General features: G+C 60.7%; 30 protein-coding genes. 14 read left to right on the top strand and 16 right to left on the bottom strand.

The genetic code is table 11. The features are described from left to right. Nucleotides 1-146: 146 nt before the first annotated feature. Nucleotides 147-1004: a glycoside hydrolase family 16 protein gene (locus AC1DV9_RS22880; protein WP_310294078.1), complete on the bottom strand. Its 858-nt coding sequence runs from the start codon at nucleotides 1002-1004 to the stop codon at nucleotides 147-149. Nucleotides 1005-1148: 144 nt separating this feature from the next. Here AC1DV9_RS22880 and AC1DV9_RS22875 point away from each other — a divergent pair, with 144 nt between their 5' ends. The 5 genes from AC1DV9_RS22875 to AC1DV9_RS22855 all read left to right on the top strand — a co-directional run bounded on the left by AC1DV9_RS22875 (nucleotide 1149) and on the right by AC1DV9_RS22855 (nucleotide 7111). Continuing rightward, a complete protein-coding gene (locus tag AC1DV9_RS22875; RefSeq protein ID WP_477950150.1) occupies nucleotides 1149-2579 on the top strand; it encodes a hypothetical protein in 1431 nt (476 codons plus the stop codon). Further along, complete coding sequence (locus tag AC1DV9_RS22870) at nucleotides 2576-3802, top strand: polysaccharide pyruvyl transferase family protein (RefSeq protein ID WP_477950149.1); 1227 nt, start codon at nucleotides 2576-2578, stop codon at nucleotides 3800-3802. The genes AC1DV9_RS22875 and AC1DV9_RS22870 overlap by 4 nt, the downstream gene beginning before the upstream one ends. A gap of 212 nt (nucleotides 3803-4014) precedes the next feature. Further along, nucleotides 4015-4692 (top strand): Crp/Fnr family transcriptional regulator, encoded by a 678-nt coding sequence (locus tag AC1DV9_RS22865; RefSeq protein ID WP_405049592.1) that lies wholly within the window; start codon nucleotides 4015-4017, stop codon nucleotides 4690-4692. Between the two features lie 368 nt (nucleotides 4693-5060). Further along, complete coding sequence (locus tag AC1DV9_RS22860) at nucleotides 5061-5702, top strand: response regulator transcription factor (protein ID WP_310294071.1); 642 nt, start codon at nucleotides 5061-5063, stop codon at nucleotides 5700-5702. Between the two features lie 218 nt (nucleotides 5703-5920). Beyond that, a complete protein-coding gene (locus AC1DV9_RS22855; RefSeq protein ID WP_112390117.1) occupies nucleotides 5921-7111 on the top strand; it encodes a glycosyltransferase in 1191 nt (396 codons plus the stop codon). Between the two features lie 3 nt (nucleotides 7112-7114). Here AC1DV9_RS22855 and AC1DV9_RS22850 read toward each other — a convergent pair whose 3' ends face one another. From AC1DV9_RS22850 to AC1DV9_RS22840, 3 genes are all read right to left on the bottom strand, one after another. Next, nucleotides 7115-7564: a DUF488 domain-containing protein gene (locus AC1DV9_RS22850; protein ID WP_477950148.1), complete on the bottom strand. Its 450-nt coding sequence runs from the start codon at nucleotides 7562-7564 to the stop codon at nucleotides 7115-7117. Then, nucleotides 7564-8175, bottom strand: a complete 612-nt coding sequence (locus tag AC1DV9_RS22845) for a DUF488 domain-containing protein (protein ID WP_477950147.1) — start codon at nucleotides 8173-8175, stop codon at nucleotides 7564-7566. The genes AC1DV9_RS22850 and AC1DV9_RS22845 overlap by 1 nt, the downstream gene beginning before the upstream one ends. A gap of 97 nt (nucleotides 8176-8272) precedes the next feature. Next, the gene (locus AC1DV9_RS22840; protein ID WP_477950146.1) at nucleotides 8273-8983 is read right to left on the bottom strand and encodes a dual OB domain-containing protein; all 711 of its coding nucleotides are present in this window, start codon (nucleotides 8981-8983) and stop codon (nucleotides 8273-8275) included. Between the two features lie 188 nt (nucleotides 8984-9171). Between AC1DV9_RS22840 and AC1DV9_RS22835 the strand changes: the two genes are divergently transcribed. Then, complete coding sequence (locus tag AC1DV9_RS22835; RefSeq protein ID WP_310294067.1) at nucleotides 9172-9567, top strand: DUF1236 domain-containing protein; 396 nt, start codon at nucleotides 9172-9174, stop codon at nucleotides 9565-9567. Between the two features lie 72 nt (nucleotides 9568-9639). On the opposite strand, the gene AC1DV9_RS22830 is transcribed toward AC1DV9_RS22835, so the two are convergent. The 4 genes from AC1DV9_RS22830 to AC1DV9_RS22815 form a co-directional block, all read right to left on the bottom strand. Further along, on the bottom strand, nucleotides 9640-10683 hold the full coding sequence (locus AC1DV9_RS22830) for a Gfo/Idh/MocA family protein (RefSeq protein WP_112390115.1): 1044 nt from the start codon (nucleotides 10681-10683) through the stop codon (nucleotides 9640-9642). A gap of 9 nt (nucleotides 10684-10692) precedes the next feature. Beyond that, a complete protein-coding gene (locus tag AC1DV9_RS22825) occupies nucleotides 10693-11478 on the bottom strand; it encodes a ThuA domain-containing protein (RefSeq protein ID WP_112390114.1) in 786 nt (261 codons plus the stop codon). Between the two features lie 198 nt (nucleotides 11479-11676). Continuing rightward, complete coding sequence (locus tag AC1DV9_RS22820) at nucleotides 11677-12018, bottom strand: SMR family transporter (RefSeq protein ID WP_112390113.1); 342 nt, start codon at nucleotides 12016-12018, stop codon at nucleotides 11677-11679. Between the two features lie 18 nt (nucleotides 12019-12036). After that, nucleotides 12037-12600, bottom strand: a complete 564-nt coding sequence (locus tag AC1DV9_RS22815) for a TetR/AcrR family transcriptional regulator (protein ID WP_112390112.1) — start codon at nucleotides 12598-12600, stop codon at nucleotides 12037-12039. Nucleotides 12601-12759: 159 nt separating this feature from the next. On the opposite strand from AC1DV9_RS22815, the gene AC1DV9_RS22810 reads away from it, so the two are divergent. The 3 genes from AC1DV9_RS22810 to AC1DV9_RS22800 are packed head-to-tail and all read left to right on the top strand — an operon-like array spanning nucleotide 12760 to nucleotide 14052. Further along, on the top strand, nucleotides 12760-13149 hold the full coding sequence (locus tag AC1DV9_RS22810) for a group II truncated hemoglobin (RefSeq protein WP_477950145.1): 390 nt from the start codon (nucleotides 12760-12762) through the stop codon (nucleotides 13147-13149). 7 nt (nucleotides 13150-13156) lie between these two features. Continuing rightward, complete coding sequence (locus tag AC1DV9_RS22805; protein WP_477950144.1) at nucleotides 13157-13531, top strand: DUF423 domain-containing protein; 375 nt, start codon at nucleotides 13157-13159, stop codon at nucleotides 13529-13531. Further along, a complete protein-coding gene (locus AC1DV9_RS22800; RefSeq protein ID WP_477950143.1) occupies nucleotides 13528-14052 on the top strand; it encodes a GNAT family N-acetyltransferase in 525 nt (174 codons plus the stop codon). Before AC1DV9_RS22805 ends, AC1DV9_RS22800 begins: the two co-directional genes overlap by 4 nt. Nucleotides 14053-14122: 70 nt before the next feature. On the opposite strand, the gene AC1DV9_RS22795 is transcribed toward AC1DV9_RS22800, so the two are convergent. The 8 genes from AC1DV9_RS22795 to AC1DV9_RS22760 form a co-directional block, all read right to left on the bottom strand. Continuing rightward, complete coding sequence (locus AC1DV9_RS22795) at nucleotides 14123-14500, bottom strand: pentapeptide repeat-containing protein (RefSeq protein WP_477950142.1); 378 nt, start codon at nucleotides 14498-14500, stop codon at nucleotides 14123-14125. Nucleotides 14501-14697: 197 nt separating this feature from the next. Then, nucleotides 14698-15471, bottom strand: coding sequence for a sugar phosphate isomerase/epimerase family protein (locus tag AC1DV9_RS22790; protein WP_477950141.1), 774 nt, complete (start codon nucleotides 15469-15471; stop codon nucleotides 14698-14700). Between the two features lie 83 nt (nucleotides 15472-15554). Further along, nucleotides 15555-15914 (bottom strand): bleomycin resistance protein, encoded by a 360-nt coding sequence (locus AC1DV9_RS22785; protein ID WP_477950140.1) that lies wholly within the window; start codon nucleotides 15912-15914, stop codon nucleotides 15555-15557. Between the two features lie 3 nt (nucleotides 15915-15917). Continuing rightward, the gene (hmuQ, locus tag AC1DV9_RS22780; RefSeq protein ID WP_477950139.1) at nucleotides 15918-16232 is read right to left on the bottom strand and encodes a heme-degrading protein HmuQ; all 315 of its coding nucleotides are present in this window, start codon (nucleotides 16230-16232) and stop codon (nucleotides 15918-15920) included. Nucleotides 16233-16242: 10 nt separating this feature from the next. Then, on the bottom strand, nucleotides 16243-16503 hold the full coding sequence (locus tag AC1DV9_RS22775) for a hypothetical protein (protein ID WP_112390105.1): 261 nt from the start codon (nucleotides 16501-16503) through the stop codon (nucleotides 16243-16245). After that, nucleotides 16500-16910: a DUF2325 domain-containing protein gene (locus AC1DV9_RS22770; protein WP_112538962.1), complete on the bottom strand. Its 411-nt coding sequence runs from the start codon at nucleotides 16908-16910 to the stop codon at nucleotides 16500-16502. The genes AC1DV9_RS22775 and AC1DV9_RS22770 overlap by 4 nt, the downstream gene beginning before the upstream one ends. Before the next feature lie 112 nt (nucleotides 16911-17022). Then, nucleotides 17023-18309 (bottom strand): energy transducer TonB family protein, encoded by a 1287-nt coding sequence (locus AC1DV9_RS22765; protein ID WP_477950138.1) that lies wholly within the window; start codon nucleotides 18307-18309, stop codon nucleotides 17023-17025. A 61-nt stretch (nucleotides 18310-18370) separates the two neighbouring features. Then, the gene (locus AC1DV9_RS22760; protein ID WP_477950137.1) at nucleotides 18371-18823 is read right to left on the bottom strand and encodes a hypothetical protein; all 453 of its coding nucleotides are present in this window, start codon (nucleotides 18821-18823) and stop codon (nucleotides 18371-18373) included. Between the two features lie 144 nt (nucleotides 18824-18967). Here AC1DV9_RS22760 and hemP point away from each other — a divergent pair, with 144 nt between their 5' ends. The 5 genes from hemP to AC1DV9_RS22735 are packed head-to-tail and all read left to right on the top strand — an operon-like array spanning nucleotide 18968 to nucleotide 23062. Next, nucleotides 18968-19147 carry a hemin uptake protein HemP gene (hemP, locus tag AC1DV9_RS22755; RefSeq protein WP_112390101.1) on the top strand — a complete coding sequence of 60 codons (180 nt, stop codon included), beginning with the start codon at nucleotides 18968-18970 and terminating at the stop codon, nucleotides 19145-19147. Between the two features lie 9 nt (nucleotides 19148-19156). Further along, nucleotides 19157-20206 carry a hemin-degrading factor gene (locus tag AC1DV9_RS22750; RefSeq protein ID WP_477950136.1) on the top strand — a complete coding sequence of 350 codons (1050 nt, stop codon included), beginning with the start codon at nucleotides 19157-19159 and terminating at the stop codon, nucleotides 20204-20206. Nucleotides 20207-20216: 10 nt separating this feature from the next. After that, complete coding sequence (locus AC1DV9_RS22745) at nucleotides 20217-21149, top strand: heme/hemin ABC transporter substrate-binding protein (RefSeq protein WP_477950135.1); 933 nt, start codon at nucleotides 20217-20219, stop codon at nucleotides 21147-21149. A gap of 1 nt (nucleotide 21150) precedes the next feature. After that, the gene (locus AC1DV9_RS22740) at nucleotides 21151-22266 is read left to right on the top strand and encodes a FecCD family ABC transporter permease (protein WP_477950134.1); all 1116 of its coding nucleotides are present in this window, start codon (nucleotides 21151-21153) and stop codon (nucleotides 22264-22266) included. Nucleotides 22267-22276: 10 nt separating this feature from the next. Further along, nucleotides 22277-23062, top strand: coding sequence for a heme ABC transporter ATP-binding protein (locus AC1DV9_RS22735; protein ID WP_477950133.1), 786 nt, complete (start codon nucleotides 22277-22279; stop codon nucleotides 23060-23062). The last annotated feature ends 4 nt before the right edge of the window (nucleotides 23063-23066 follow it).

The raw sequence follows: 23066 nt of genomic DNA, 5'->3' as shown, positions 1-23066 counted from the left end.
GAGTGGCCGCAAAGGGCTAGGCGGCCGCACCGGACCTAGCCGAAAGAATTAGGTTTGCCGCTGGTGGCGAAACGCAGCGGGAGCGGCATCTCTGCCGCTCCCGCTATCCATTTCTGGTGCTGTTGACCTGTTTTCCAAGCTGCCGCTCAGGGCAGCCCGTAGACATGCACGTAATCGACGAACATATGCGACGGATCGGGTGCACTGGCCTTCGTCACATTATCGACGAGACCGAGGTTGAGCAGCACATACATCGGCTGTTGATGCTCGGGCCGCGTCTCGGTCTTCCAGACCAGTTTCCTGTCGAAATACATGCGGATGTATTTCGGGTCGATCTTCACGCCATAGGTATGGAAGTCGCCGGGCTTGGCCTTCAGGAAGGCGTTGATCCGCGAGAATTTCGAATAATGCTCGCCGGTCTTGTACCAGACATGCACGGTCGACGAATAACCGTCAGGCTTGTCGCCGTAATATTCCATGACGTCGATCTCGGCCGTCGATTTCGAGCGGTCCTTGCCGATCAGCCAGAAGGCCGGCCACAGACCGGGACCGGTCGGCAGCTGGGCGCGCGTTTCGAAATAGCCGTATTGCTGCGCAAAGCCGTTGCCTTTCGGATCGACCGAGGCAAGCAGCCCCGAGCGCCATTCGCCCTCGCCGTCCTTCGAGGACTCGATGCGCAGCACACCGTCATCGATGGTGAACGGGAAGCCATCCTTGGGATTGGCAAAGCGCGCGCCGCCAAAATCTCCCGACCACGGCGTATGCGCAATCCAGCGCGTTCCCGGCCCCCAGGCCGAGACGCTGAGGTCGTCGAACTCGTCGGCGAAGGTGATCTTCATCTTGTCGAGGTCGAGAGCGTCGCCCGTATCGCCGGACGCCGCATCGTCTGCAAAGATCGGTGCCGCCGTGGTTGCAGCGAGCGCAGCCGCGCACATGGCCAGCAGCAACGGACGCCGCCCGCCGGTCAGATGCTCGTTGCGAGATGTCTTGAATATATTGAACATGGCGCAACGATAGGCAGACCCTGAAACCGGGTGAAGAACCACGTTCGGCCGAGCCCCTGCCCGAAAGAAGTAGCCGCGGGCGTAAATACGCGGTGCTTTCCTGCATGCTACTGTTTCTAAAAATAGGGCTGGGCAACGACTTCCATGCACTTTCAGATCATGGGATTTCTGACGTTGGTATTGGGCGCGGCGGCACTTTACATGCCGCCGGTCTGGTCGTTCCTGCTTATCTTCGTTTCGACCGTCTTCGGTTCTGCCGCCGCCTTCAACCTGTCGGGTCTCGGCGGCGCATCGGTTCTGGTCCCCAATCTCTTCTTGGTCTTCTTTTTCATCCGCGTGCTGATGAGCTGCGGCGAAGGCCGGATCCTGGCGGCCTTTGCACCCTCCAGGATCGGATTCTATCTCCTGGCGCTGACAGTCTTCGGGCTGGTCACCGCCGTCTTCTTCCCGCGGCTGTTCCAGGGAATGGCCGAGACGATGATCGTCGAGCGCCAGGTCGGCGCGCGCAGCTTTATCGCGCTGCAGCCGCTGCGCTTCTCGTCCAACAATATCACCCAGTCGGTCTATGCCGTCGGTGGGCTGCTCTGCTTTGCCTGCACCTTCGCCTGGTTCCGCCGCGAAGGGATCGCCACTTCGTTGGTTACCGCGCTGATCGTCACGACCGTGGTCGACCTCTCCTTTGCCGTCGCCGACATCATCACCTATTACTCGCATACCGAATGGTTGATGAGCTTCGTGCACACCGCCAACTACGCGCTGCTGACCGCCTCGGAAAAAGGCGGACTGAAGCGTATTTCCGGAACCTTCCCGGAAGCATCCGCCTTTGCCGACTATACGCTGGTGCTCTTTGCCGCCGTCTCCAGCCTCTGGCTGGATGGCGTGCGCAAGAGGATCACCGGCATCCTCTCCCTGGCGCTGCTTACCTCGCTGCTGCTCTCGACATCGGCAACCGCCCTCGTCGGCGTCGCGGCAATCATGCCGTTTCTGCTGATCCGGGCGATCCGCGGCCGCCACGCACTGGCGATCACCCTCGGTGCTGCGGCCTTGCCGCTTCTGGCGGTCATTGTTGTTGTCGCGCTTCCCGATCTCGCCACCGGCCTGCATGACTTCCTCGACGAAATGGTCCTCTCAAAGGCCGACAGCCAGTCAGGCCGCGAGCGGTTCATGTGGAATTCGGTCGCCTACGAAAGCTTCGTCAATACCTATGGCTTCGGCGCCGGACTGGGCAGCGCCCGCGCATCGAGCTTCGTGCTCGTGCTGTTGTCGAACCTCGGCATTGCCGGGACGGCGATCTTCGTGATCTTCTCGCTCGCCGTCGTGCTGGCGCGCCTGCCGCAGCATGATGCCGAGCGTCCGGAAGATATCGCAGCCGTGCGCGCCGCCAAGCTGGGCTTCTTCGCGGTGCTGGTTACGGCCACCATCTCGGGCACCGTCTACGATCTCGGCCTCACCTTCTATATCCTCGCAGGCAGCGTCGCAGCCCTGACGCTGCCGCGGGCGCTCAGCCGCCCGGCACAGGCCGCACCGGCCTTCCGCTTCCGAAGCAGCCAGGACGCAGCACAGGCTCACTCATGAAAATCGTCGTCTTCAACGTCAAATACAGCGAGAACCTTGGAGACGGCCTGCTGGCCGACTGCATCGAAACCACGCTGCGCGCCGAAGGCATAGAGGTCGAGACGCTCGATCTGGCCGGCCGCACCGCCGTCGGCACCAGCAGGAACCGCAGCCTGATCCTCAATATCCTGCGCCACCTCCCCGCACGGCTGCGACGCGCCGTCGTCACGAAGGCACTGGCCAAGCAGTTGCGCGAAAGCAGCCGCATCTGGGACGCGAAGATCGCGGCCGCCGATGCCGTCATTCTCGGCGGCGGCAATCTGTTTCAGGATGACGACCTGAATTTTCCGCTGAAGGTCGGCACGCTACTCGATTGCGCTGCACGGCAGGGAAAGCCCCTTGCCATCTATGCCGTCGGCGTCGGCCCGCACTGGTCAGAACCGGCAAAACGCCTGTTCCGGCGGCTGCAGGACACCCGCCTTGCACATCTCTCCGTCCGTGACGGCTTCGCCTATCGCAACTGGCTCGAATATTTTCCCTCAGGCCCTGTGCCGAAGATCGAGCCCGACCCCGGCCTTCTCTCGGCAAGCCTCGTTTCCGGGGAGCTTGCTGCCGCCCATAAATCCGTCGGCCTCTGCGTCACCGAGCCGAAGATCCTCGCACGACACGCTTCGCGCCCGGCGCTCTCCATTCCATTGACCACGGTCTCCGATTACCGCGAACTCATCAGCCATCTGACCGGCGCCGGTTACCGCGTCACACTGTTTTCGAATGGGGCCGGCGAAGACCAGAAGCTGGCAGAAACCGTGCTGTCGTCCTGCAGGGCTGCCGGTATCGGCACCGCCGGGACGCTGCGTCTGGCCGACCGCCCGCGCGATCCGCAGCAGCTGCTGGCGATCCTCAGGCAAAACAGTGTCATCGCCGCCCACAGGCTGCATGCCTGCATCGCCGCACACGCCATGCGTATCCCGGCGGTGGGCCTTGCCTGGGATGGCAAGGTCGAGGGCTTCTTCCGTGAAATGAACCGCTCCGCCGCTTTCGCCGCCGCTGGAACCAGCCCCGCCGGGATTGCCGCAATGGTCATGCGCGCAGATCAGGAAGGTCTCTCTTTCGGGGTCCATCACGAACAAGTGACTGCGGCCAGGTCCGCACTAACGAATGTGTGCGCGACTTTATTTGGGCTGAACCGGCCAGACACGATTTCCCGCTCCAAAAAACGTAATAAATTGGTACATAACGTATAAAAATGAGATTTATTCTGCACCAATATTGAAAATAACCATTCCGGCAAATCTATCCTCTTCAACAATCCCGATTCCGAGACAACATGAAATATTCATGTTACGATGTGCTCATATTTAATGGTTAACAGGTGTCTAAGGGGAAATAAAACCACGAAGTTTGCTGGAGGCGGGGCGTGGCGATATACGAAGGGTCGGACCACGAAAATCTTGGGCTGGTCAGAATACAGGGGCAAAGATTCACGTTATCGGGCGGTTCTCACCGCGCGTATGATGACGGCGATATTGTATTCGACCCCGAAGCCCGGAAGGCGGCGCTGCTTATTCTTGTAAGCGGCTGGGCCGTGTCCTGCAAATCGCTGCCGAACGGCACCCGCGTCGTGCTCGAATTCATCCTTCCCGGCGACATCATCTGGACGCCATCGGTAGCGACCGCCCGGGAAACGATCGAAGCCATTTCCCATGTCCAATTCTATGAGCTCAGCGGCCATGTTCTGGCCCGCTATCTCGACAGCAACACCGGCCAGAACATCATTCTCTCCGAGATGATGCGCTGTCATGCCCGCATGTCCGAGCGTCTCGCCAATGTCGGCCGCCGCGATGCGCTGGCCCGCACCGGACACCTTCTTCTCGAGCTCGCAGCACGCATCGGGCCGGACCGCAAACGGCCGGGCCTCGATGGCTTCCTTTGCCCCCTGACCCAATCCGACATCGGCGATGCCGTCGGCCTCTCCACGGTGCATATCAACCGTGTCCTGAAGGATCTTCGGGTCAATGGACTACTGTCGTTTAGAAACGGGACCGTCGAGTTTCTAAATCGTAGAAAGCTCGAAGAACTTGTTGAATTCGACGATAGTTACCTTGCTACACAACCGCAGATAATTCCGAGATAAAGTGATAGTTCAAAGTAATTAGTCGCCCATTTCTGGGCTAATTATTTCAGACGCTGATATTTTAACAGAACATTAACCTATGTTAATGCCGCCTCATTTGGCTTCCTCCATATTTACATACAAGAGATCAATTCCGGAGCCATGGAATTCAAACAGACATAGCACCTAGTGCTAAGTAATAATTCTCGGGCTTACTTCTCTTACACGTTTAGTATTGAGTTCAACCAATGTAGGGGCGTGAAATGGAAGGTCTAACAACATCGAGTGAGCAGATCAGATCTGATACAGCTCACCTTATCTCTCTTCGCACATCCGATTCCATGAGACATTATCAGGTTTCCTCCCGGGCAGATTCCCAGGAAGAGCTGATGGATTATGTCCTGCTGCTGGATCCCCGCTCGCTGCAGAGCGAGTGCCTTTCCAGAAGCCTTTCCGAATACGACGAGGATCTCAAGGTCATCACCGCGACCTCGATCGAGGAGTGGCAGCGCAAGCGCATGCGGTTCGAACCGGCACTGATCTTGTACATGATCGGCGGAAAGCATGTCTCCGAACCGGATGTCAGCGACAAGATTGCCAAGCTGGCGCAGAAATTCCCGTCCGTACCTGTCATCGTCGGCGCAGAGGGCGACGAAATCCAGCAGGTGCTGAAGGCACTGGAATGTGGCGCCAAGGGCTACATCCCCGCCAATATCGGCATCGGCGTTGCCGCCGAGGCAATCGCTCTGGCCCGTGCCGGTGGCGTTTTCGTTCCGGCAAGCAGCCTGCTCGCCGCCAAGGAGATGATCACCTCAAGCACCACGGCAGCGAAATGCGGCGATCATTCCTTCACGCCACGCGAAATGTCGGTGGCGGATGCACTTCGCCGCGGCAAGTCGAACAAGATCATCGCTTACGAGATGAACCTCTGCGAAAGCACAGTCAAAGTGCATATTCGCAATATCATGAAGAAGCTGCACGCGACCAACCGGACGGAAGTTGCCTACAAGATCCGCGAGTTCGCTCAATAATCTCCCATTCCTCCGAAGATCTAGCCGGAGCGCCAACGCGCTCCGGTTCTTTTGCATGCCTGCCACCCGGCCTCCTGCACGAGGAGCCAGTTTCCCGGCCGCGTAAGACTTTCGGCTAGGCTCCTACCCCCAATTGACGCCGGTCAGCGCCGATGAAGGCGCTAGGGTGCGCCACCGAACTCAACGATGATGGCACCGCTTCACTTGAGGGGATAATTATGCGCGTCGCGATCGTACATTACTGGCTCGTGTCCATGCGCGGCGGCGAAAAGGTCGTCGAAGCGCTCTGCGACATGTATCCGGACGCGGATATCTTCACGCTTGTCTATGATGAAAGCCGGATGTCGGAAACGATCAAGCGCCATAAGGTCACCTCCTCCTTCCTGCAGAAGATCCCCGGCGCCGTGAAGCATTACCAGTCGCTGCTCCCGCTGATGCCCTTTGCGCTCGAAAGCCTCGATCTCAGCGGCTACGACCTGATCATCTCCAGCGAGTCAGGCCCTGCCAAGGGCATCATCGCCCCGCCGCACTCGACTCATGTCTGCTACTGCCATTCGCCGATGCGCTATATCTGGGACCACTATCATGTCTATCGCGCCCGCGCAGGTCTCGCCTCGCGCATGATGCTGCCCGTCATGGCGCCGCTGCTCCGGTCCTGGGATGTCAGCACCAGCCTGCGCGTCGATCGCTTCGTCGCCAACTCGCATCACGTCAAGGCGCGTATCGGCAAATATTACGGCCGCTCGGCGACGGTCATCCACCCCCCCGTTGCGGTCGACGACTATGCCGTCTCTGACGACATCGGCGACTTCTACCTCTGCGCAGGACAGCTCGTTTCCTACAAGCGCATAGACCTTGCCGTGCGCGCCTTCACCAAGATGGGCCGCAACCTCGTCGTCATCGGCGAAGGCAAGGAGCTGGCGGCACTGAAAGCGATTGCCGGCCCGACCGTCACCTTCCTCGGCCGCACGCCCTTCCCGGTGATGAAGGAAAAACTTGCCCGCTGCCGCGCCCTGATCTTCCCCGGCGAAGAGGATTTCGGCATTGTTCCCGTCGAAGCCATGGCCAGTGGCCGGCCGGTCATCGCCTTCGGCAGCGGCGGCGCGCTGGAAACGGTGGTGCCGGGCCTGAGCGGCATGCTCTTTAACGAACAGACACCGGAAGCCATCATCGATGCCGTGGAAAGCTTCGAGGCGCAGGCCGCGATGTTCGACCCGCAAGCCATCCGCGCCCACGCCGCCCGCTTCAGCACCCGCAATTTTAAGCTCGGCATGGAACTGATCATCCAGGAGGAACTGCGCGCCCGCAAGACCGCCGCCCTGCAGCCCGCCCCCCACGGCGAAGCCCGCCGCTTCCCCTTCGACACGGTCTTCCCGGTACCAGCCCCGGAGACCGACCGGGTGCACTAGCATTCAGAGATGGCGAACGTTAAGCGCACCGCCCCACTTGCCGTTGAGATACTCGCAGACCAATCTGCGATGACAGTGGTGTGGCGTGTCTTCCGAACATAGAAGGCAACTTCCCTGAAACATATCGGGCCGTAGTCGCTCTTCGATCTTTCGTTGCCCCATCAAATCCAGGAATACGCGCTGATAGACGCCCCAATCTCCCTTGTCGCGCTTGAAAGCCTTCAAGATATCATCGGTTGGAGCCAGGAGCGGCTGGTGGACATAGTCGGCACCGCAGATCTCTTTCAGAAAATACGATAGATCGTCGGCCTTGGCGAACCCGGCAAGCTGTGATGTGTTGTGAAGACGAACATCGACGACCTTTTTGACGCCTGCGCTCTTTATCCTTGCGAAAAACCGCTCGGCAGTGGTCTTCGTGAAGCCGATGGTCGTCACATCAACGCTATCAACCATTATCGCGCTACTACCTGTTTTTGAATTGGGGCCGCAAATGCGACCTTAGAAGCTTGTTCCCGATATGCGGCCGTCAGGCGCGCCTCGGGACGCTCGAACAGATCGGCTTTGTTCTTTCCGGATATTTCCATGAGCCTGCTCTCGACGTCGCTGTGGTCAAGGAACTCCCCCGTGCTCAGAATGTGCCTTACCGTGCTTCCCTTCTCGTGAAGCACGCGCCCGACCAGTAGGCAGCGATGACACTCGAGCGGATCATGCTCGGAACACATCATCGCAATTCTGTAACGCCGCGAACCCGAGATAACACGCTCCAAGCCCTGCGCGAATTCCGGCGTCCGTGCCATCTTCTCGTAGTCCGCAACGCCATCGCAGAAAAAGCTGCTGTCCTTGGGCCGGCCCCCAAGCTCATTTCCAAGATAGGCATAGGCTATCCCATCGGCTTTCAATTCCTCCTGAAGGTCCTCCCGATTGAAATGCGGATAGTATCGGGAATAAGGAGCCGTTCGAACGTCCGCGACAGCAGTAACTGACGCACCTCTCAAAAGAGACAGGAAATCTTCATAGGATAGGTTTGAATGACCAACAGTCAGGACTTCGCCAGCGGCGCTCATCGCCTCATCTCCCTGTCAAACGGGAATCGAGCATACTCATCGTTTTGCCAAGAAGATCACCATACATCCGTTCCAGGCACAACTAACGGCGCCGCTCCTAAAGACAATACACCCCGTTAATTTGCGTTGCACACGAATGCGGATCGCCGGTCATCGGCCTGCTCAGCCCAAGTCGGACATGCACCTTGGAGCTGTTCTTTGCGTCAGAATTCAAGCCGTCTGCCCCGCGGGCTTTGGCGGCCTCCGCCGGAACTGAAAAGTCATATTCAATGCCGTTCTGCTTGATCAGCGCGCGAAGTTTTCTCTTGTTGCCATCGATTTTCTCAAAGAAATGAATATCAGCAGGCAAGACTTCAATAGCATCCAGTGAGTTCGTCATCGCATTCGCTGGAACAAACGATTTCCCGTTCGTTTTCCGGACCAATTGCTCGCCGAAGGAAGCTTTAAGGTTGGCTGATATACCGGCCTTCACGGCAGCCGCCACATCTGCCAACGTGAGCTTTCCCGATCTGCCATGAGGCTGATCGACGAGAAACATCCGATCTTCTGTTGCATGAGGAAAAGGAAAATCTTTGGGTGGAAGGCCAAGCTCCACCTGAACCACGTTCCCTACCTCGAACAATTTCCCCGGGCCAACGTATTTCGAGTCCCAAAAACGGGAAAACTCAACCGAAGCGTTTGCCCCAGGCGGCTCGGGGCGAATCATCATGTTGCGATCGATGTCCCACCCTGCCACGCAATATCGGATGCCGTAGTATGTGTTTCCATACTGAGTCACATCGGTAATGATCAGATTGTACGTCGCCATTATGCCCTCATATAAGTTGCAATGAGATGAGCATCGCTCAGCGGACTTTCAAGTAGAGGAAATTGAAAATTCGCGGCATAGTAGTCTTCACGCCATATGACCACCGCACGGAAAGCGTGACTCCCTGCGCGGAACAACAAATAGGATGCACCGTTTCTCCCCCGCAAACCGAGCTAAGGAGAAATACAATGTACAAGGTTCTACTTGTCTCCAGCGCATTGGCGCTGTCGTCCCTGGCCACGAATGCGCTGGCTGATGGTGCGGTCACCGGGGCTGCCGGTGGTGCGGTAACGGGTGCGATTGTCGGCGGCCCGATCGGCGCTGCCGTGGGTGGTGTCGCAGGCGCCGTCGCCGGTGCCGTGATCGATCCGCCGCCGCGCGAAGTCGTGACCTATGTCGAGGCCCAGCCCGCTCCGCCGCAGGCCGTCATCGTTCAGCAGCCGATCGTCGTCGGCAAGCCGCTTCCGGCCGAGGTACAGGTCGTTCCGGTGCCGGAGAACCCGAAATATGCCTATACGGTGGTCAACAACCAGCGTGTGATCGTCGAGCCCGAGACGCACCGCGTCGTGCAGGTGATCCAGTAACGCGAAGACCAAAGCTGGAAACAGAAAAGCCGCCCTCAACCCGGGCGGCTTTTTTTGCTTGTGGCGCGGAAATCAGACCTTCAATTCCCGCCGCTCGCGCTCGGTGACGACTGACAGGTCGATCACCTTCTGCAGGTTGGCGGCATGGCGGAAGTTGGGATCGGGCTGAACGCCGGTCATCACCGCTTCTGCGAAACGCTGATAGTTGGTCGGAACCGCGGGAACCTCGATATCCTTCCAGGTCGCCGTCTCGACATCGTCTCCGAAGCAGCCGCGCAGCGACGAGCCGTTCGGATTGTGATTGACCTCGAGGCTGCCACGCTCGCCGTAGATACGCAGTTTCAGCTCATTCAGATGCCCGGTCGCCCAGCGGCTGGCATGCACGACCCCGAGCGCGCCATTGGCGAAATCGACCGACATGGTAAAACTGTCATTGGCATCGAGCATATATTCGCCGATCTGGCCGCCCGGCGCCTTGTTGAAGGTCTTCAGGCGGGCAAAGACGTGGTCGATATCGGTCGCCGCGCCATAGGCCGCGAAGTCGAGAATATGGATGCCGACATCGCCGAGCACGCCGTTCGAGCCGTGGCCGGTCGAAAGGCGCCAGAGCCAGGTCGATTCCGTGCGCCAGTCGCCCCAGGCCCGCGACACCAGCCAGCTCTGCAGATAGGACGCTTCCACATGCTTGATGGTGCCGAGCTCACCGGCCAGCACCATTTCGCGGGCGCGCTGCAGCGGCGCGACATTGCGGTAGGTGAGGTTCACCATGTTGATGACGCCGGCCGCTTCCGCAGCTTCGGTCATCTCCAGCGCCTTCGGATAATTCTCCGCCAGCGGCTTTTCGCAGAAGACGTGCTTTCCGGCGGCGATCAGCGCCATGGTCGTCGGGTGGTGGATTCTGTCAGGCGTCACATTGGTCGCCGCGTCGAATTCGCCCCAGGCGATCGCTTCGTCGAGGGTCAGGAAACGCTTTTCGATGTTGAACTTGTCGGCGAATGCCGCAAGGCGGACGGTGTCGGTGTCGACAGCACCGACCACCGTCACACCGTCAATGCGGGTGAAGTGGTCGAGCTGGTTCTTTGCCATCACGCCCGTTCCGAGAACGAGTAGTCGCATGGATGTTCCTCAGCGGTAACCGGCTTCGCCGGCCTGGTGCAGTCTCGGGCCGCGTTCTTCGATCGGCTCCAGGGCCTTCTCAACCGGCACATTTGGGGCATCGTGGATGGCAGTCAACGCGCCAGCCGGGTTATGCGCCCATTTTACGCCGTTGATCAGCACCTTCTTGACGTTGGCGTCGTGATAGGTCGGGTAGGTCTCGTGGCCCGGGCGGAAGTAGAAGATGTTGCCAGCGCCGCGGCGCCAGGTCATGCCGGAGCGGAACACTTCACCGCCCTGGAACCAGGAGATGAACACCGTTTCCAGCGGCTCCGGAACGGAGAACTGCTCGCCATACATTTCCTCGTTTTCGAGGACGAAATTCTCGTCGAGACCGGCGGCAATCGGATGGCGCGGGTTGATGACCCACAGGCGTTCGCGCTCGCCCGCCTCGCGCCACTTCAGCGCGCAGGGCGTACCCATCAACCGCTTGAAGATCTTCGAGAAATGGCCGGAATGCAAAACGAGAAGACCCATGCCCTCCCAGACGCGCTTGGCAACGCGCTCGACCACCTCGTCGGACACCGCGCCGTGATCCTTGTGTCCCCACCACAGCAGCACGTCGGTCTCGTCGAGACGCGACTGCGGCAACCCATGCTCGGCTTCCTGCAGCGTCGCCGTCGTAGCGCTGATCGCAGGGTCGCTGTTCAGCGCCTTGGCAATCGTCGTATGCATGCCTTCCGGGTAGATACCCCTGACGATCTCGTTGGTATTCTCGTGAATATTCTCTCCCCAGACGACGGTACGAATGGCCATTGCCGGTGCTCCTCTAAGCTTCGGGGGTTATCAAAACTGGCGGGTCGAGAAGAATTCAAAGCGCTTTGGAAAATTGAACAAAACTGCGCCTCGCCTCCTCCAAGTCACAAGAAGACATAGACCTTTGGCCGCAATTTGACAAAGGGGAAAATTAGCCGCCGGGGCACGCCGCGGAACGTCGGCTCAAACCCATGAAAATCAATGGGAAACCGATTTGGAGAACAGATTGACGACGAGAACGCCCGATATGATGAGGCCAAGCCCGATCATCGCCGGCAGGTCGAGACGCTGCTTGAAATAGATCAGTCCGACGGCCGAAATCAGCACGATTCCCAAAGCGCTCCAAATCGCATAGGCGATGCCGACGGGGATCGATTTCAGCGTCAGCGACAGCAGATAGAAGGCCGTCGCATAGCAGACGACAAGCACCGCGCTCGGCAGCAGCTTGGTGAACTGCTGCGACATCTGCAGCGCCGTCGTGCCGATGACTTCGAGCACGATCGCGAGGAAAAGCAGCGCATAGACGGCAGCCGGGCTCATGGTCTTCTATCCCTGGAATTATCGCTTGGTCAGTTCGGTCAGCCGCGCAATCAGCGCCCGGCGCTCGGCAAGTCCGAGATCGTGGCTCTCGGTCGTATCGGAGAGCCAGAGCCCATCGGCCGCGAACCGAACGATCTGCGCATCGACGGAAGAATCGGTACCGACATATTCATCGGCGCGCGCCTGCACCCATTCGCGCCAGCGCTGGCGGAGCCGCGGCTCGGCGAGCATGGCAATCGTCACCTGCGCCCAATGGCGCGATTCATCGCGATCGCTCTGGATATCGGCAACGGCCAGCAGATAGGCGCGGGTGAAGCGGCCGTGCGAGACCGCATCGCGGCGCATCAGCTCCTCGATATCGGCATCGAAGCGTTCCAGCAGACTTTCGAACAGTGCATCGAGCAGCGCATTCTTCGTCGGGAAATGATGCAGCAGCCCACCCTTGCTGACGCCCGAGGCGCCAGACACCGCATCCAGCGTCACCGACGCCATGCCGCTCTCCGTCGCCAGACGTGCGGCGACATCCAGCAGCTGCCGGCGGACGAGTTCGGGTTGTTTCTTGCGGTGATGTGCGAGTGCCATGCGTTCTAAAAATACCGTCTGGACGGTTTTGTCAATTAAAATCGATGTAGAGCGTTGGTATCGCAGGCGTTTGGACCAAATGCCGCGCCTTGGTCTTCCCGTGTTGCGCGCCGATGCGTGCCGGTGCATGAAGACTGCGGGGTATCGAGGGATGGTTCAGTGACGGAAGAGGCGATCACGCTTTATCAGGCGATCGGTGGCGACGAGACGGTCAAGGCTTTGGCGCATCGCTTTTACCAGCTGATGGATACGCTGCCGGAGGCCAGGCACGTGCGCGCCGTCCATCCGCCGAGCCTCGCGGGCAGCGAAGAGAAATTCTACGAATACCTGACCGGCTATCTCGGCGGCCCGCCGCTTTATACCGACAAGCGCGGCCATCCCCGCCTGCGTAGCCGCCATTTCGTCGCCGAAATCGGCCCCGTCGAACGCGACGAGTGGCTGCTCTGCTTCCGCCGGGCGATGGATGAGACAATCGCCAATCCCAAACTCCGCGACATCATCTGGCCGCCGATCGAACGGCTGGCCTTCCACATGCAGAACAAGGAATAGCGCCGCCATGATCAGCAACGAACGCATTGCGCCGTTCTTCTTCCTCTTCGCCGGCCTCTTCGGCGTCGCAGGCGTCGGCTTGGCCGCAGTCGCGGCTCATGGCGGCGGCGATGCCAGCCTCGCGGCCTCGGCGTCTGCCATGTGCCTGGCGCACGCGCCCGCCTTGCTCGGCCTCGCGCTGGCGGGCGAGAAGCTCAAAACCGCCTGGCTGGCCGGTTTGCTGATGATCGTTGGCACCGCGCTCTTCGCCGGCGATCTTGTGTCGCTGCGCTTTGCCGGATCCGGCCTGTTTCCCTATGCCGCGCCATCAGGCGGCTGGGCGATGATGCTCGGCTGGCTGGCCATTTCCGTCGGCGGTTTCCTGCGCCGGCCGGTCCGGTGAACGGCGTCACCATCCGCAATGCCCGGGCCGGTGAGCTCAATGCGCTGCGCGCCATCGAAATGGACGCGGTTGTGGCGCTCATCGACGCCGGCGTCCCCTTCCCCGGCGAACCGCATCCGCTGTCGTCTGAACAGCTTGCCACCTACTGCGCGGATGGTCTGCTGATGGTGGCCGTCGACGGGGACGACACGCCTGTGGGTTTCGTCGCGGCGGAAGAGATCAGCGGCATGCTTTACATCGCCGAGATCGATGTGCTCCGTCGATTGCAAGGCAAGGGCATCGGATGGTTGCTGATGCAGGCTGCGATCAATGCCGCGCGAAGCCGGGGCCTATCCGCCGTCGTGCTGACAACAGACCGCTTCGTGGTGTTCAATTATCCGTTCTACCGGTCGCTGGGATTCGAGGAGCCTGAGGCCGAAAATATGCCTGCGGGTCTGCGGGCGATCCTTGACGCCGAGGTCGCGAACGGCATGGGTGCGGAGAGGCGCGCGGGTATGGTGCTGCAGCTTCCGGGTATTTGATTTTAACTCGGCGCCCCTCATCCCCGGCGCAACGAGTTACACGCATTTCAGACCTGAAGACGGACCTTTGTCATTTCGCCTTTTCATAGGCGTCGAAGAGATCGGTAACCAGAATTCCGTTGATCCGCATCCCAGTCAAATCGGCGTCTCTGATGTCCGAATTCGCCAATGTGGCACCGCTTATGGTCAATCGCGACAGGTTTGCATTGGTGACAGCCGCTCCAGACAGATTGACGTTATTAAAGCGCGCAGCTTCAAGGTTGACGTCGTCGAAATCAGCTTCGCCTAAATTGGTGTCGATGAATTTCGCTTTCGTCAGAACAGCATAAAATCGTGCGTCAGCGAGATAGACGCCATCGAAATTGGCGCCCGACATATCTGCCCGCTCGTAGCGTACCCCCTGCATTTGAGGGCCGTCAAAGGGATTGTTTCCTTGCTGATCAGTCATTGCCGTCTCTCCTCCAGCCGATCATGATGACCATTCAGAGAGTGCATAGTTTTGGTGGAGCTTCAACACTCTCGATAAAAGCAAAACTTGTTGTTCTGCTTTTTACGACGCCGCATAGCTGGCTGTTTCGCAGTACAGGCGTATCCGAAATCGACGAAAAACCGCCAACGCAACTTCTCGATAATCGCGCGAAATCCTCACCCCGAATGGGCCATGAACTTGCTGAGATAGGCAAAACTCGTCTGCGCAAATTCGAAGGGCTTGCGCGGGCTGTCATGCTCCACCACCAGCGTCCGCGCACCCTTCGCCAGCGCCAGCCGCCAGAGCGAGGGCCACATCAGCGTGCCGGCGCCGACATCGGCCCAGCCGTCCTCATCGGCGTTTGCCCCTTCGGGCGCCCTGTCCTTCACATGCGCCGAAACCAGCACCTTGGCATAGCGCTGCAGCCACTCGGCCGGATCGACGCCGGCGCGGGACATCCAGGCGATATCGGCCTGCCAGACGAGCGGGCTGCCGCGGGCCGCTTCGAACATCACTTCGAAGCCGTAGCGGGCGGTCGACAGCAGCGCAAAGCCCGCCGTCATGTTGTGATAGCCGATGGAAATGCCGTGCGGCCTGTATTGCTCTGCCAGCCGCCCGAGTTCGGCGCCGAGCCGCTGCCAGCCGCCGGTGGTCTCCGGCGGCAGGAAATTTGAGGATTGCGGCACGAAGAGCTGGGAGATGCCGCAGGCCTGACAGGCCTCCGTGACCTGGCCGGGCTCGTCGCGCAGGAACTCGAAGCCGATATGGGCCGTCGGCGCCGTCAGCGCGTGCCGGGCAAGCGCCTCACCGAGATCATCGGCCTCCCGCAGATGATGGCCGAGCGGCTCGACCGATTGGAAACCCGCTCTGGCGGCTGCCGAAAGCTGGGCATCGAGTGATCCGAGTTCACGCAGCGAGAAAAGTTGCAGGGAGAGGGTCGGCTTGGTCATTGTGACAGGATAGCACGGCAAGTGGCTCCGGCCATAGCGTACCCCTCCGCCAGACAAACATGCCGCAGGGCCGGTTTTACGCCTCAGCGGCCGGGAATGCGGGCGAACCGTAGCAAGTTGCCATGCGGATCATGGATGAAGAATTCCTCCATGTTCCACGGCCGGACCTCGAGAGCCGTCAGCGTCGGCACGGCTTTTTCGGAATATTCCCGGTGCAGTGCACCGATCCGGCCGCCTCGGAGATAGACGGCGCTGCTTTCGCAAAATGCACGATTGCCGGTCAGCCGGAAATGCAGCTCCATCTCCTGCCGGTGAACGATCAGATAGTCTGCCGTCTCATAGGTCGCGGCAAAGCCCAGCTGGTCGCGGTAGAAGGCCAACGTTTCCGCAATATCAAGCGACGGCAGGATCGGCAGAACTTCGATGCGCTGCGGATCGTCCATGTCTCAGATGCCCTCGAGGACGGTAAAACCTTCGAAAACCGGCGGCCCCTTGTATATCGCCTTGCGGTCACCGGCATTGCGATGCGCGGCGCGAAAGCTCTCGGACTTCGTCCAGTTCAGAAAGTCCTCTTCGCTCGCCCAAAGCGTATGCGAGGAAAACAGCGTATAGCCCTCCTCCACATTCGCCTTGCCGCGCAGCAGACGGAATTCGACGAAACCGGGAACCGTGGACAGGCTGGAATCGCGGTTGCGCCAGACATCCTCGAATTCGCTCTCCGATCCCTCGGTCACCTTGAAGCGGTTCATTGCGATATACATTGCGCCGTCCTCAGCCCTTGGCACGCTTGCCGCTTGGGAAAGCGACGACATTATTGCCGTTCGCCGCTTCACGGCCAAGCGGCTTTTCCGGCTCCACACCCGGCATCCGCGTTTCCCAATAGGGGAACTCGGTGACATTCGGGTAGTCGGCCTGGCGTTCTGCATTCTTCATCAGAAGCTCATAGAGTTCGGGCACAAGGCCGTCGCCGTTCTGTGCGGCCAGCTTGTGCAGGCCGATCATCATGAAGCCCTCGGGGCGCTGGTCTTTCATCGGGCGGTGTCTCGTTCGTTCATGGTGTTCAAGGCCCGCTCGAGGCTGGACTTGCTGCCGCTGCGCAGCGGGATGAAGGCCTTGCCGAATTTCTTGCAGCCGGTCTTCACGCGCACGCAGGCATCGTGGCTGATACAGTCGATCGGGCAGAACACGCAGTCGACCGATGGCAGAACGGTGTCGATGCGCGAGACCGCTTCGCGCAAGCCCCCGTCGTGGTGGATCAGCTCGGCGCCGAAGCTGCTGGCGATCTCGCGAAGATGTGCCACCTGGCAATCCCGGCCGCCGACATAGAGAAAACTGCGGCCGTCCAATTTGGATCGTCCGGACGGCTGCTGCGTCTGCGCTGCCGCATCCGCGCTGACGCGGATGTCCCGGTTAGATCCCTTCTTCGCCTTCCGAGCCATTTACCACCCGTTCGCTCGTTGATCGTCACACGATTCCAGTGTGCAAGCGGGACCTTATTAAACTTGAGTTTTAGAGTAAAGTATAAAGTTGACTCTTTTGATCATATTTATTTCAGCGGCCGGTAACCTGGACTTCCTGGGTGAAGGTCCAGCTCGGCTTACCCCATTCGGACGGCAGCGGCGGGAATGGCGAAGCGCGCTGCACGCCGGAGACAACCGCCTGATCGAGCTCGGGAATTCCGGAACTGCGGGCAACAGACAGGCCGCTCAGCGAGCCATCGCCGCCGATCGTCAGGCGAACCCTGACACTCATCGACGCGCTCATCCGCTTGTATTCGGACGGCACCTTCACGGCGCGGCGGATGCGCGATTGCACCTTGCCCGGATAGTTGGCGACAGCAGCACTGCCTGCCCCGCCCGAGCTACCTGCCGAGCGTGAGTTCCGGTCGGCATTGGCCACTTCCTCGCCGTCGCTGGCCCCGCGGCGCGAATCCTGCTTGTTCTCGCCTTGCGATCCCGCAGCCTTCTTCACCACCTTCTTCGGCGGCTCTTTCTTCTCGACTTTGGGCTTTTCGGCCGGCTGCACCGCCTTCGGCTTGGCAACTGGCGTCGGCGTTTCCTCGGGCTGAACAGGATCGGGGAGCGCTTCGGCCGTCTCGACGGACTCGACCGGCTTCACCTCTTCGGGAACCTCGGTCGCCATTGGCTGGACGACGGAAGTTTCGGCCGGAACGTTGGAGGTCAGAATCTCCGGCTCGGCGGCCGTCACCGTTTCAGGCGAAACCCGCGTCACTTCCTCTGTTGGCTGAACGGGCTGCGCTTCAACCGGCTGCGCCATCTCGGGCTGCACTTCGGTCGGCTGAACCTCCGTCGGCTGCACGGTTTCCGGCTGGACGCTTTCGGCGACCACCTCCTCCGGCTGCGGCTCGACCTGCAGATCGGGATCACCGGCAGAAGCCTGGTCGGCTTCGGAATCACCAACAATGATGACACTGACCGCCTCGCCGGCCTCCTCCTCAGGCTCATGCGGCGCGACGACGAAGCCGATGGCCAGCGCCGTGAAGACAATCGCGTGGAAGGCAAAGGACGTCAGGCACGCGACGACGACGTTGCGCTTGGCAGGCTTGGCGCCCGCCTCCTGCTTTTCGATCGCTGAAGCGTCCATCGCCGGAGCGTCGGCGGCACCGGCCTTCGGTCCCTGCGCATGTTCCGGGAAGGAGCCGATATGGGCGAAGCGCGTATAGTGGACGACGGTTTCGGCGGCCGGCTGGCGCGGCGCGTTGCGCAGTTCCGGCATCTCGTGTCCGGGATGCAGCCCCGGCAGATTGTCGTTCGATGTGCCGGCATCCTGCTCGGCAAGGAACGCGTGCCGCGATGTGGATTTCGCTGAAACTACCATCTGCCTTGCCTCGGCCAGTTTGAAACTGAAGCCTGCCGGAAATCATCTCCGGCGGTCTGTCTTACCCTTCGAAGGGCACAGAAATCTGCGAGCGGGTGACTAGACCTTTCATGCATGCACCGGCAGCCGGCCCATCACAAACCGGCGTGTCGTTGATGATGATGCGGGTCACCGCCTCGCATTTCATGTTGGGCATGTCGAACTGGCGCACGCGCTTCTTGCCCTCGGGCAGATCGCGAAAATCGAGAACGGTGATCTTATCGACCGCGTTCCTGTCGTTGAAGAAGGCCAGCTCGAAGGAGATCTTGTTGACCGGCGCAGCCAGCTTGTTCAGCGCCACGAAGGTCATCATGCAGCCCTTCTGCGATGGCGCCAGCGCGTTCAGCTCGACTTCGAGAGCGTTGGCCGGAGCTGCCGGAGCAGCAGCGGCGGCATCCTGTGCATAGGCAGGAAGAACGCTTCCAACGACCATCAATCCGCCCGCCACAAACGATGCAAAACTGCGTGCCGCCATCACCACTTCTCCATGCGATTTCGAAAACTTGAGTTGATAACTCTTCTATTGCGTCTTTAAAAAATGGTGACTATGAAAGTCAAGATAAATGTATCTAGGCCGCCGGAAAACAAGCCGCGGCAAAAGCGGAAATTGCCAACCGAAATGATGGTTGAAAAGCCTGACACCTTTAAGCATGCGCCGTTCGTCAAGGACGCGGCGGAAGTGCGCACGATCGAAAGCGGAGACATCTTCCGCGGCGCGAACGAGATCATGATCCGGCATGACGGCGTGGTCTATCGCATGAAAATTACCCGCCAGGGCAAGCTCATTCTCAATAAGTAAGGGTAGACCATGACCGAGAACACCAGACCGGCACCGGCCGAAATTCGCGCGTTCCGCGCCGAGAATCCGAAGATGCGCGAGCGCGATATCGCCGCTCAGCTGAAGATTTCGGAAGCAGCCCTCGTTGCCGCCGAAGTCGGCATTTCCGCCACCCGCATCGATGCCAGCGCCGCCAAGCTTCTGGAGCGCGTGGCGACACTCGGCGAGGTCATGGCCCTGTCGCGCAACGAAAGCGCCGTGCACGAGAAGATCGGCGTTTACGAGAACATCAGCGTCGGCCAGCACAATGCCATCGTTCTCGGCGAAAACATCGACCTGCGCGTCTTCCCGAGCCGTTGGGCCTACGCCTTTGCCGTCACCAAGAAGGACGGCGACACCGAGCGCCTCAGCCTTCAGTATTTCGACAAGACCGGCAGTGCCGTCCACAAGATCCACCTGCGCCCGGCCTCCAATGTCGAAGCCTATCACGCCATCGTCGCCGAGCTGACGCTCGAGGACCAGTCGCAGGAATTCGTCGAGCAGGAAGCAAGCTTCAGTGCCGATGAAACCGGTGAAGTCAACCAGAACGAACTGCGCGACAGCTGGAGCAAGCTCACCGACACCCATGAGTTCTTCGGCATGCTGAAGCGCCTGAAGATCGGCCGCCAGGCCGCCGTGCGCACCGTCGGCGACGACTATGCCTGGAAGCTCGACAACACCGCCACCGCAGACATGATGCATGCTTCGGTCAAGGCCGGCCTGCCGATCATGTGCTTCGTCGCCAATAACGGCATCGTCCAGATCCATTCCGGCCCGATCCACAACGTCCAGCCGATGGGTCCGTGGATCAACGTTCTCGACGAGACCTTCCACCTGCATCTGCGCCAGGACCACATCGCCGAAACCTGGGCGGTGCGCAAGCCGACCAAGGACGGCCATGTCACCTCGCTCGAAGCCTATGACGCCAATGGCGAGATGATCATCCAGTTCTTCGGCAAGCGGAAGGAAGGCACGGATGAGCGCGGCGACTGGCGCGAGATCATGGAAAACCTGCCGCGTGCAGCAAGCGTCGCCGCATAAGGAGCCGATCATGAGAATGCCTTCAAGCCTGCGCCGCATCCGCCTCTGGGAACTGGCGCTGACGGCTGCTGTCATGGCCCTGCCGCTGATCCCCTCGCCGGTCGCAACGCCCGGCTATTCCTTCGTTCGCGCCGCTCATGCGGCCGAACCGAAGAAACTCGACACCTCGCGCGTCGTCTCGGTCGGCGGCGACGTCACCGAGATCATCTACGCGCTTGGCGAGGAAAGCCGCATCATCGCCCGCGATTCCACCAGCATGTATCCGGAAGCGGCCATGAAGCTGCCGGATGTCGGCTACATGCGGGCGCTGTCGCCGGAAGGCATTCTTGCCGTCAATCCCTCGGCGATCATCGCCGTCGAAGGCGCCGGTCCGCCGGAAGCGCTGACGGTTCTGAAGAATGCCAGTGTTCCTTTCGAGACGGTTCCGAACACCTACGACCGCGAAGGTATCCTCAAGAAGATCGATCGCGTCGGCGCACTGCTCGGTGTCGAGGACAAGGCCAAGGCGCTGGAAGCCAAGGTCGGCGCCGATCTCGACGCCGCGATCGCCGATGCCGAAAAGCATCCGGAGGGCGAGCGCAAGCGCGTGCTCTTCATCCTCAGCATGCAGGGCGGCAAGATCATGGCTTCGGGAACCGGCACGGCTGCCGATGGCATCATCAAGCTCGCTGGCGCCGTCAATGCTGTCGGCACCTTCCCGGGCTACAAGCCGCTGACCGACGAGTCGATCATCGAGGCCAAGCCTGACGTCATTCTGATGATGAACCGCGAAGGCGGCCATGCGGCCGCCAACGACGATCTCTTCAAACAGCCGGCGATCGCGCTGACGCCTGCGGCAGAGAAGAAGGCCGTCATCCGTATGGACGGCCTGCATCTGCTCGGCTTCGGTCCGCGCACGGCAAGTGCCGTCCGCGAACTGAACACGGCGATCTACGGCGGCTGATATGGCAGTGCAGGATGTGATGACGGACGGCAAGCGTTCCATGTTTTCGATCGCCGCATTGCGCGAAAGCCACCAGGTCGGCGATCGTACGCGGATCGCGGCCCTCGTCATCGCCCTGCTCGTCATCGGCTCCGTCTTTTCGCTGCTATTCTCGGTAACCACAGGCGCGTCGGACGCGTCGATGTTCGACGTGCTGGCCAATCTCGGCGGCCAGGCCGATGCGCTGACCACCCGCGACCGGATCATCATCTTCGATATCCGCATGCCGCGTGCCATCCTTGGCTTCCTGGTCGGCGGCTCGCTCGCCGTGTCAGGCGCCGTCATGCAGGGTCTGTTCCGCAATCCGCTGGCCGATCCCGGCCTCGTCGGCGTCTCCTCCGGCGCCGGCTTTGGTGCCGTGATCATGATCGTGCTCGGCGGCTCGATTGCCATGCCGATGTTCAATCTGCTCGGCATCTATGCCCTGCCGCTCGCAGCCTTCGGCGGCGGTCTCGTCACGACGTTGCTGCTCTACAGGGTCGCCACCAGCAACGGCCAGACCTCGATCGGCACCATGCTGCTCGCCGGCATCGCGCTCGGCGCTCTCACCGGCGCCCTGACCGGCCTTCTGACATACGTGGCCAACGACCAGCAACTCCGCGACCTGACATTCTGGGGCATGGGCTCGTTGGCGGGCGCCACCTGGATGAAGATCGCCGCAGCCGCGCCGATCATCCTAGCCTCCTACATCGTGCTTCCCTTCATGGCCCGCGGCCTGAACGCCATCACGCTTGGCGAGGCAGCCGCCTTCCACATGGGCGTGCCGGTCCAGCGGCTGAAGAATATCGCCATCGTCACCGTGGCCGCCGCGACCGGCGCCTCGGTTGCCGTCAGCGGCGGCATCGGCTTCGTCGGCATCGTCGTACCGCATGTGCTGCGCATGGTGATCGGACCCGACCACCGCTATCTGCTGCCCGCCTCCGCCCTGCTCGGCGGTTCGCTGCTGATCTTCGCCGACGTGCTAGCGCGCACCATCGTCGCCCCGGCCGAACTGCCGATCGGCATCATCACGGCTGCTGTCGGCGGCCCGTTCTTCCTCTGGATCCTGCTGCGCCAACGCTCGCGGCTTGCCCTCTGAGAGCATTTCCATGATCGAGCTTTCCAACGTCTCCGTCGATCTGTCGGGCAAGACCATCGTCCACGGCGTCAGCTTCACCGCCCGCGCCGGCGAGCTGACCGCGATCGCCGGCCCGAACGGCTCCGGCAAGACGACGACGATGAAGGCGGTATCGGGCGAATTGCCCGCCCAGGGATCGGTCAGGATCAACGGCGCCGAAGTCGGCGATATGCAACCCTGGAAGCTCGCAGCCATCCGCGGCGTGCTTCCGCAGGCAAGCGCCATCTCCTTTCCCTTCACCGTCCGCGAAATCGTCCGCATGGGCCTGACGACAGGCGTCAACCTTCACCCGGAACGCGCCGAGGAAACCGCCGCCCGCGCGCTCGGTGCCGTCGATCTCCACGGTTTCGAGGGCCGCTACTATCAGGAACTGTCGGGCGGCGAGCAGCAGCGCGTGCAGCTCGCCCGCGTTCTCTGCCAGATCGCCTACCCGGTGCCTCACGGCAAGCCCTGCTGGCTGCTGCTCGACGAACCCGTCTCAAGCCTCGACATCAGCCACCAGCTGACGATCATGCGGCTTGCCCGCCAGTTCTGCGAGGCCGGCGGCGGTGTCATCGCCGTCATGCACGACCTCAACCTGACGGCACTCTTTGCCGATCAGATCGTCCTGATGAAATCCGGGCGGCTGGCAGCCGCAGGCAGCGTCAGCGAGGTCCTGACCGATCAGAACATGCAATCGGTCTTCGGCTGCGCGCTGCGCATCAATCAGGTGCCTGCCGACGGCACGCCCTTCGTGCTTGCCCACAGCGCGCTCTGAGGCT

The sequence above is a fragment of the Rhizobium sp. 01L410 genome, from assembly GCF_056400165.1.
This window is presented reverse-complemented; position numbering and strand designations above follow the sequence as displayed.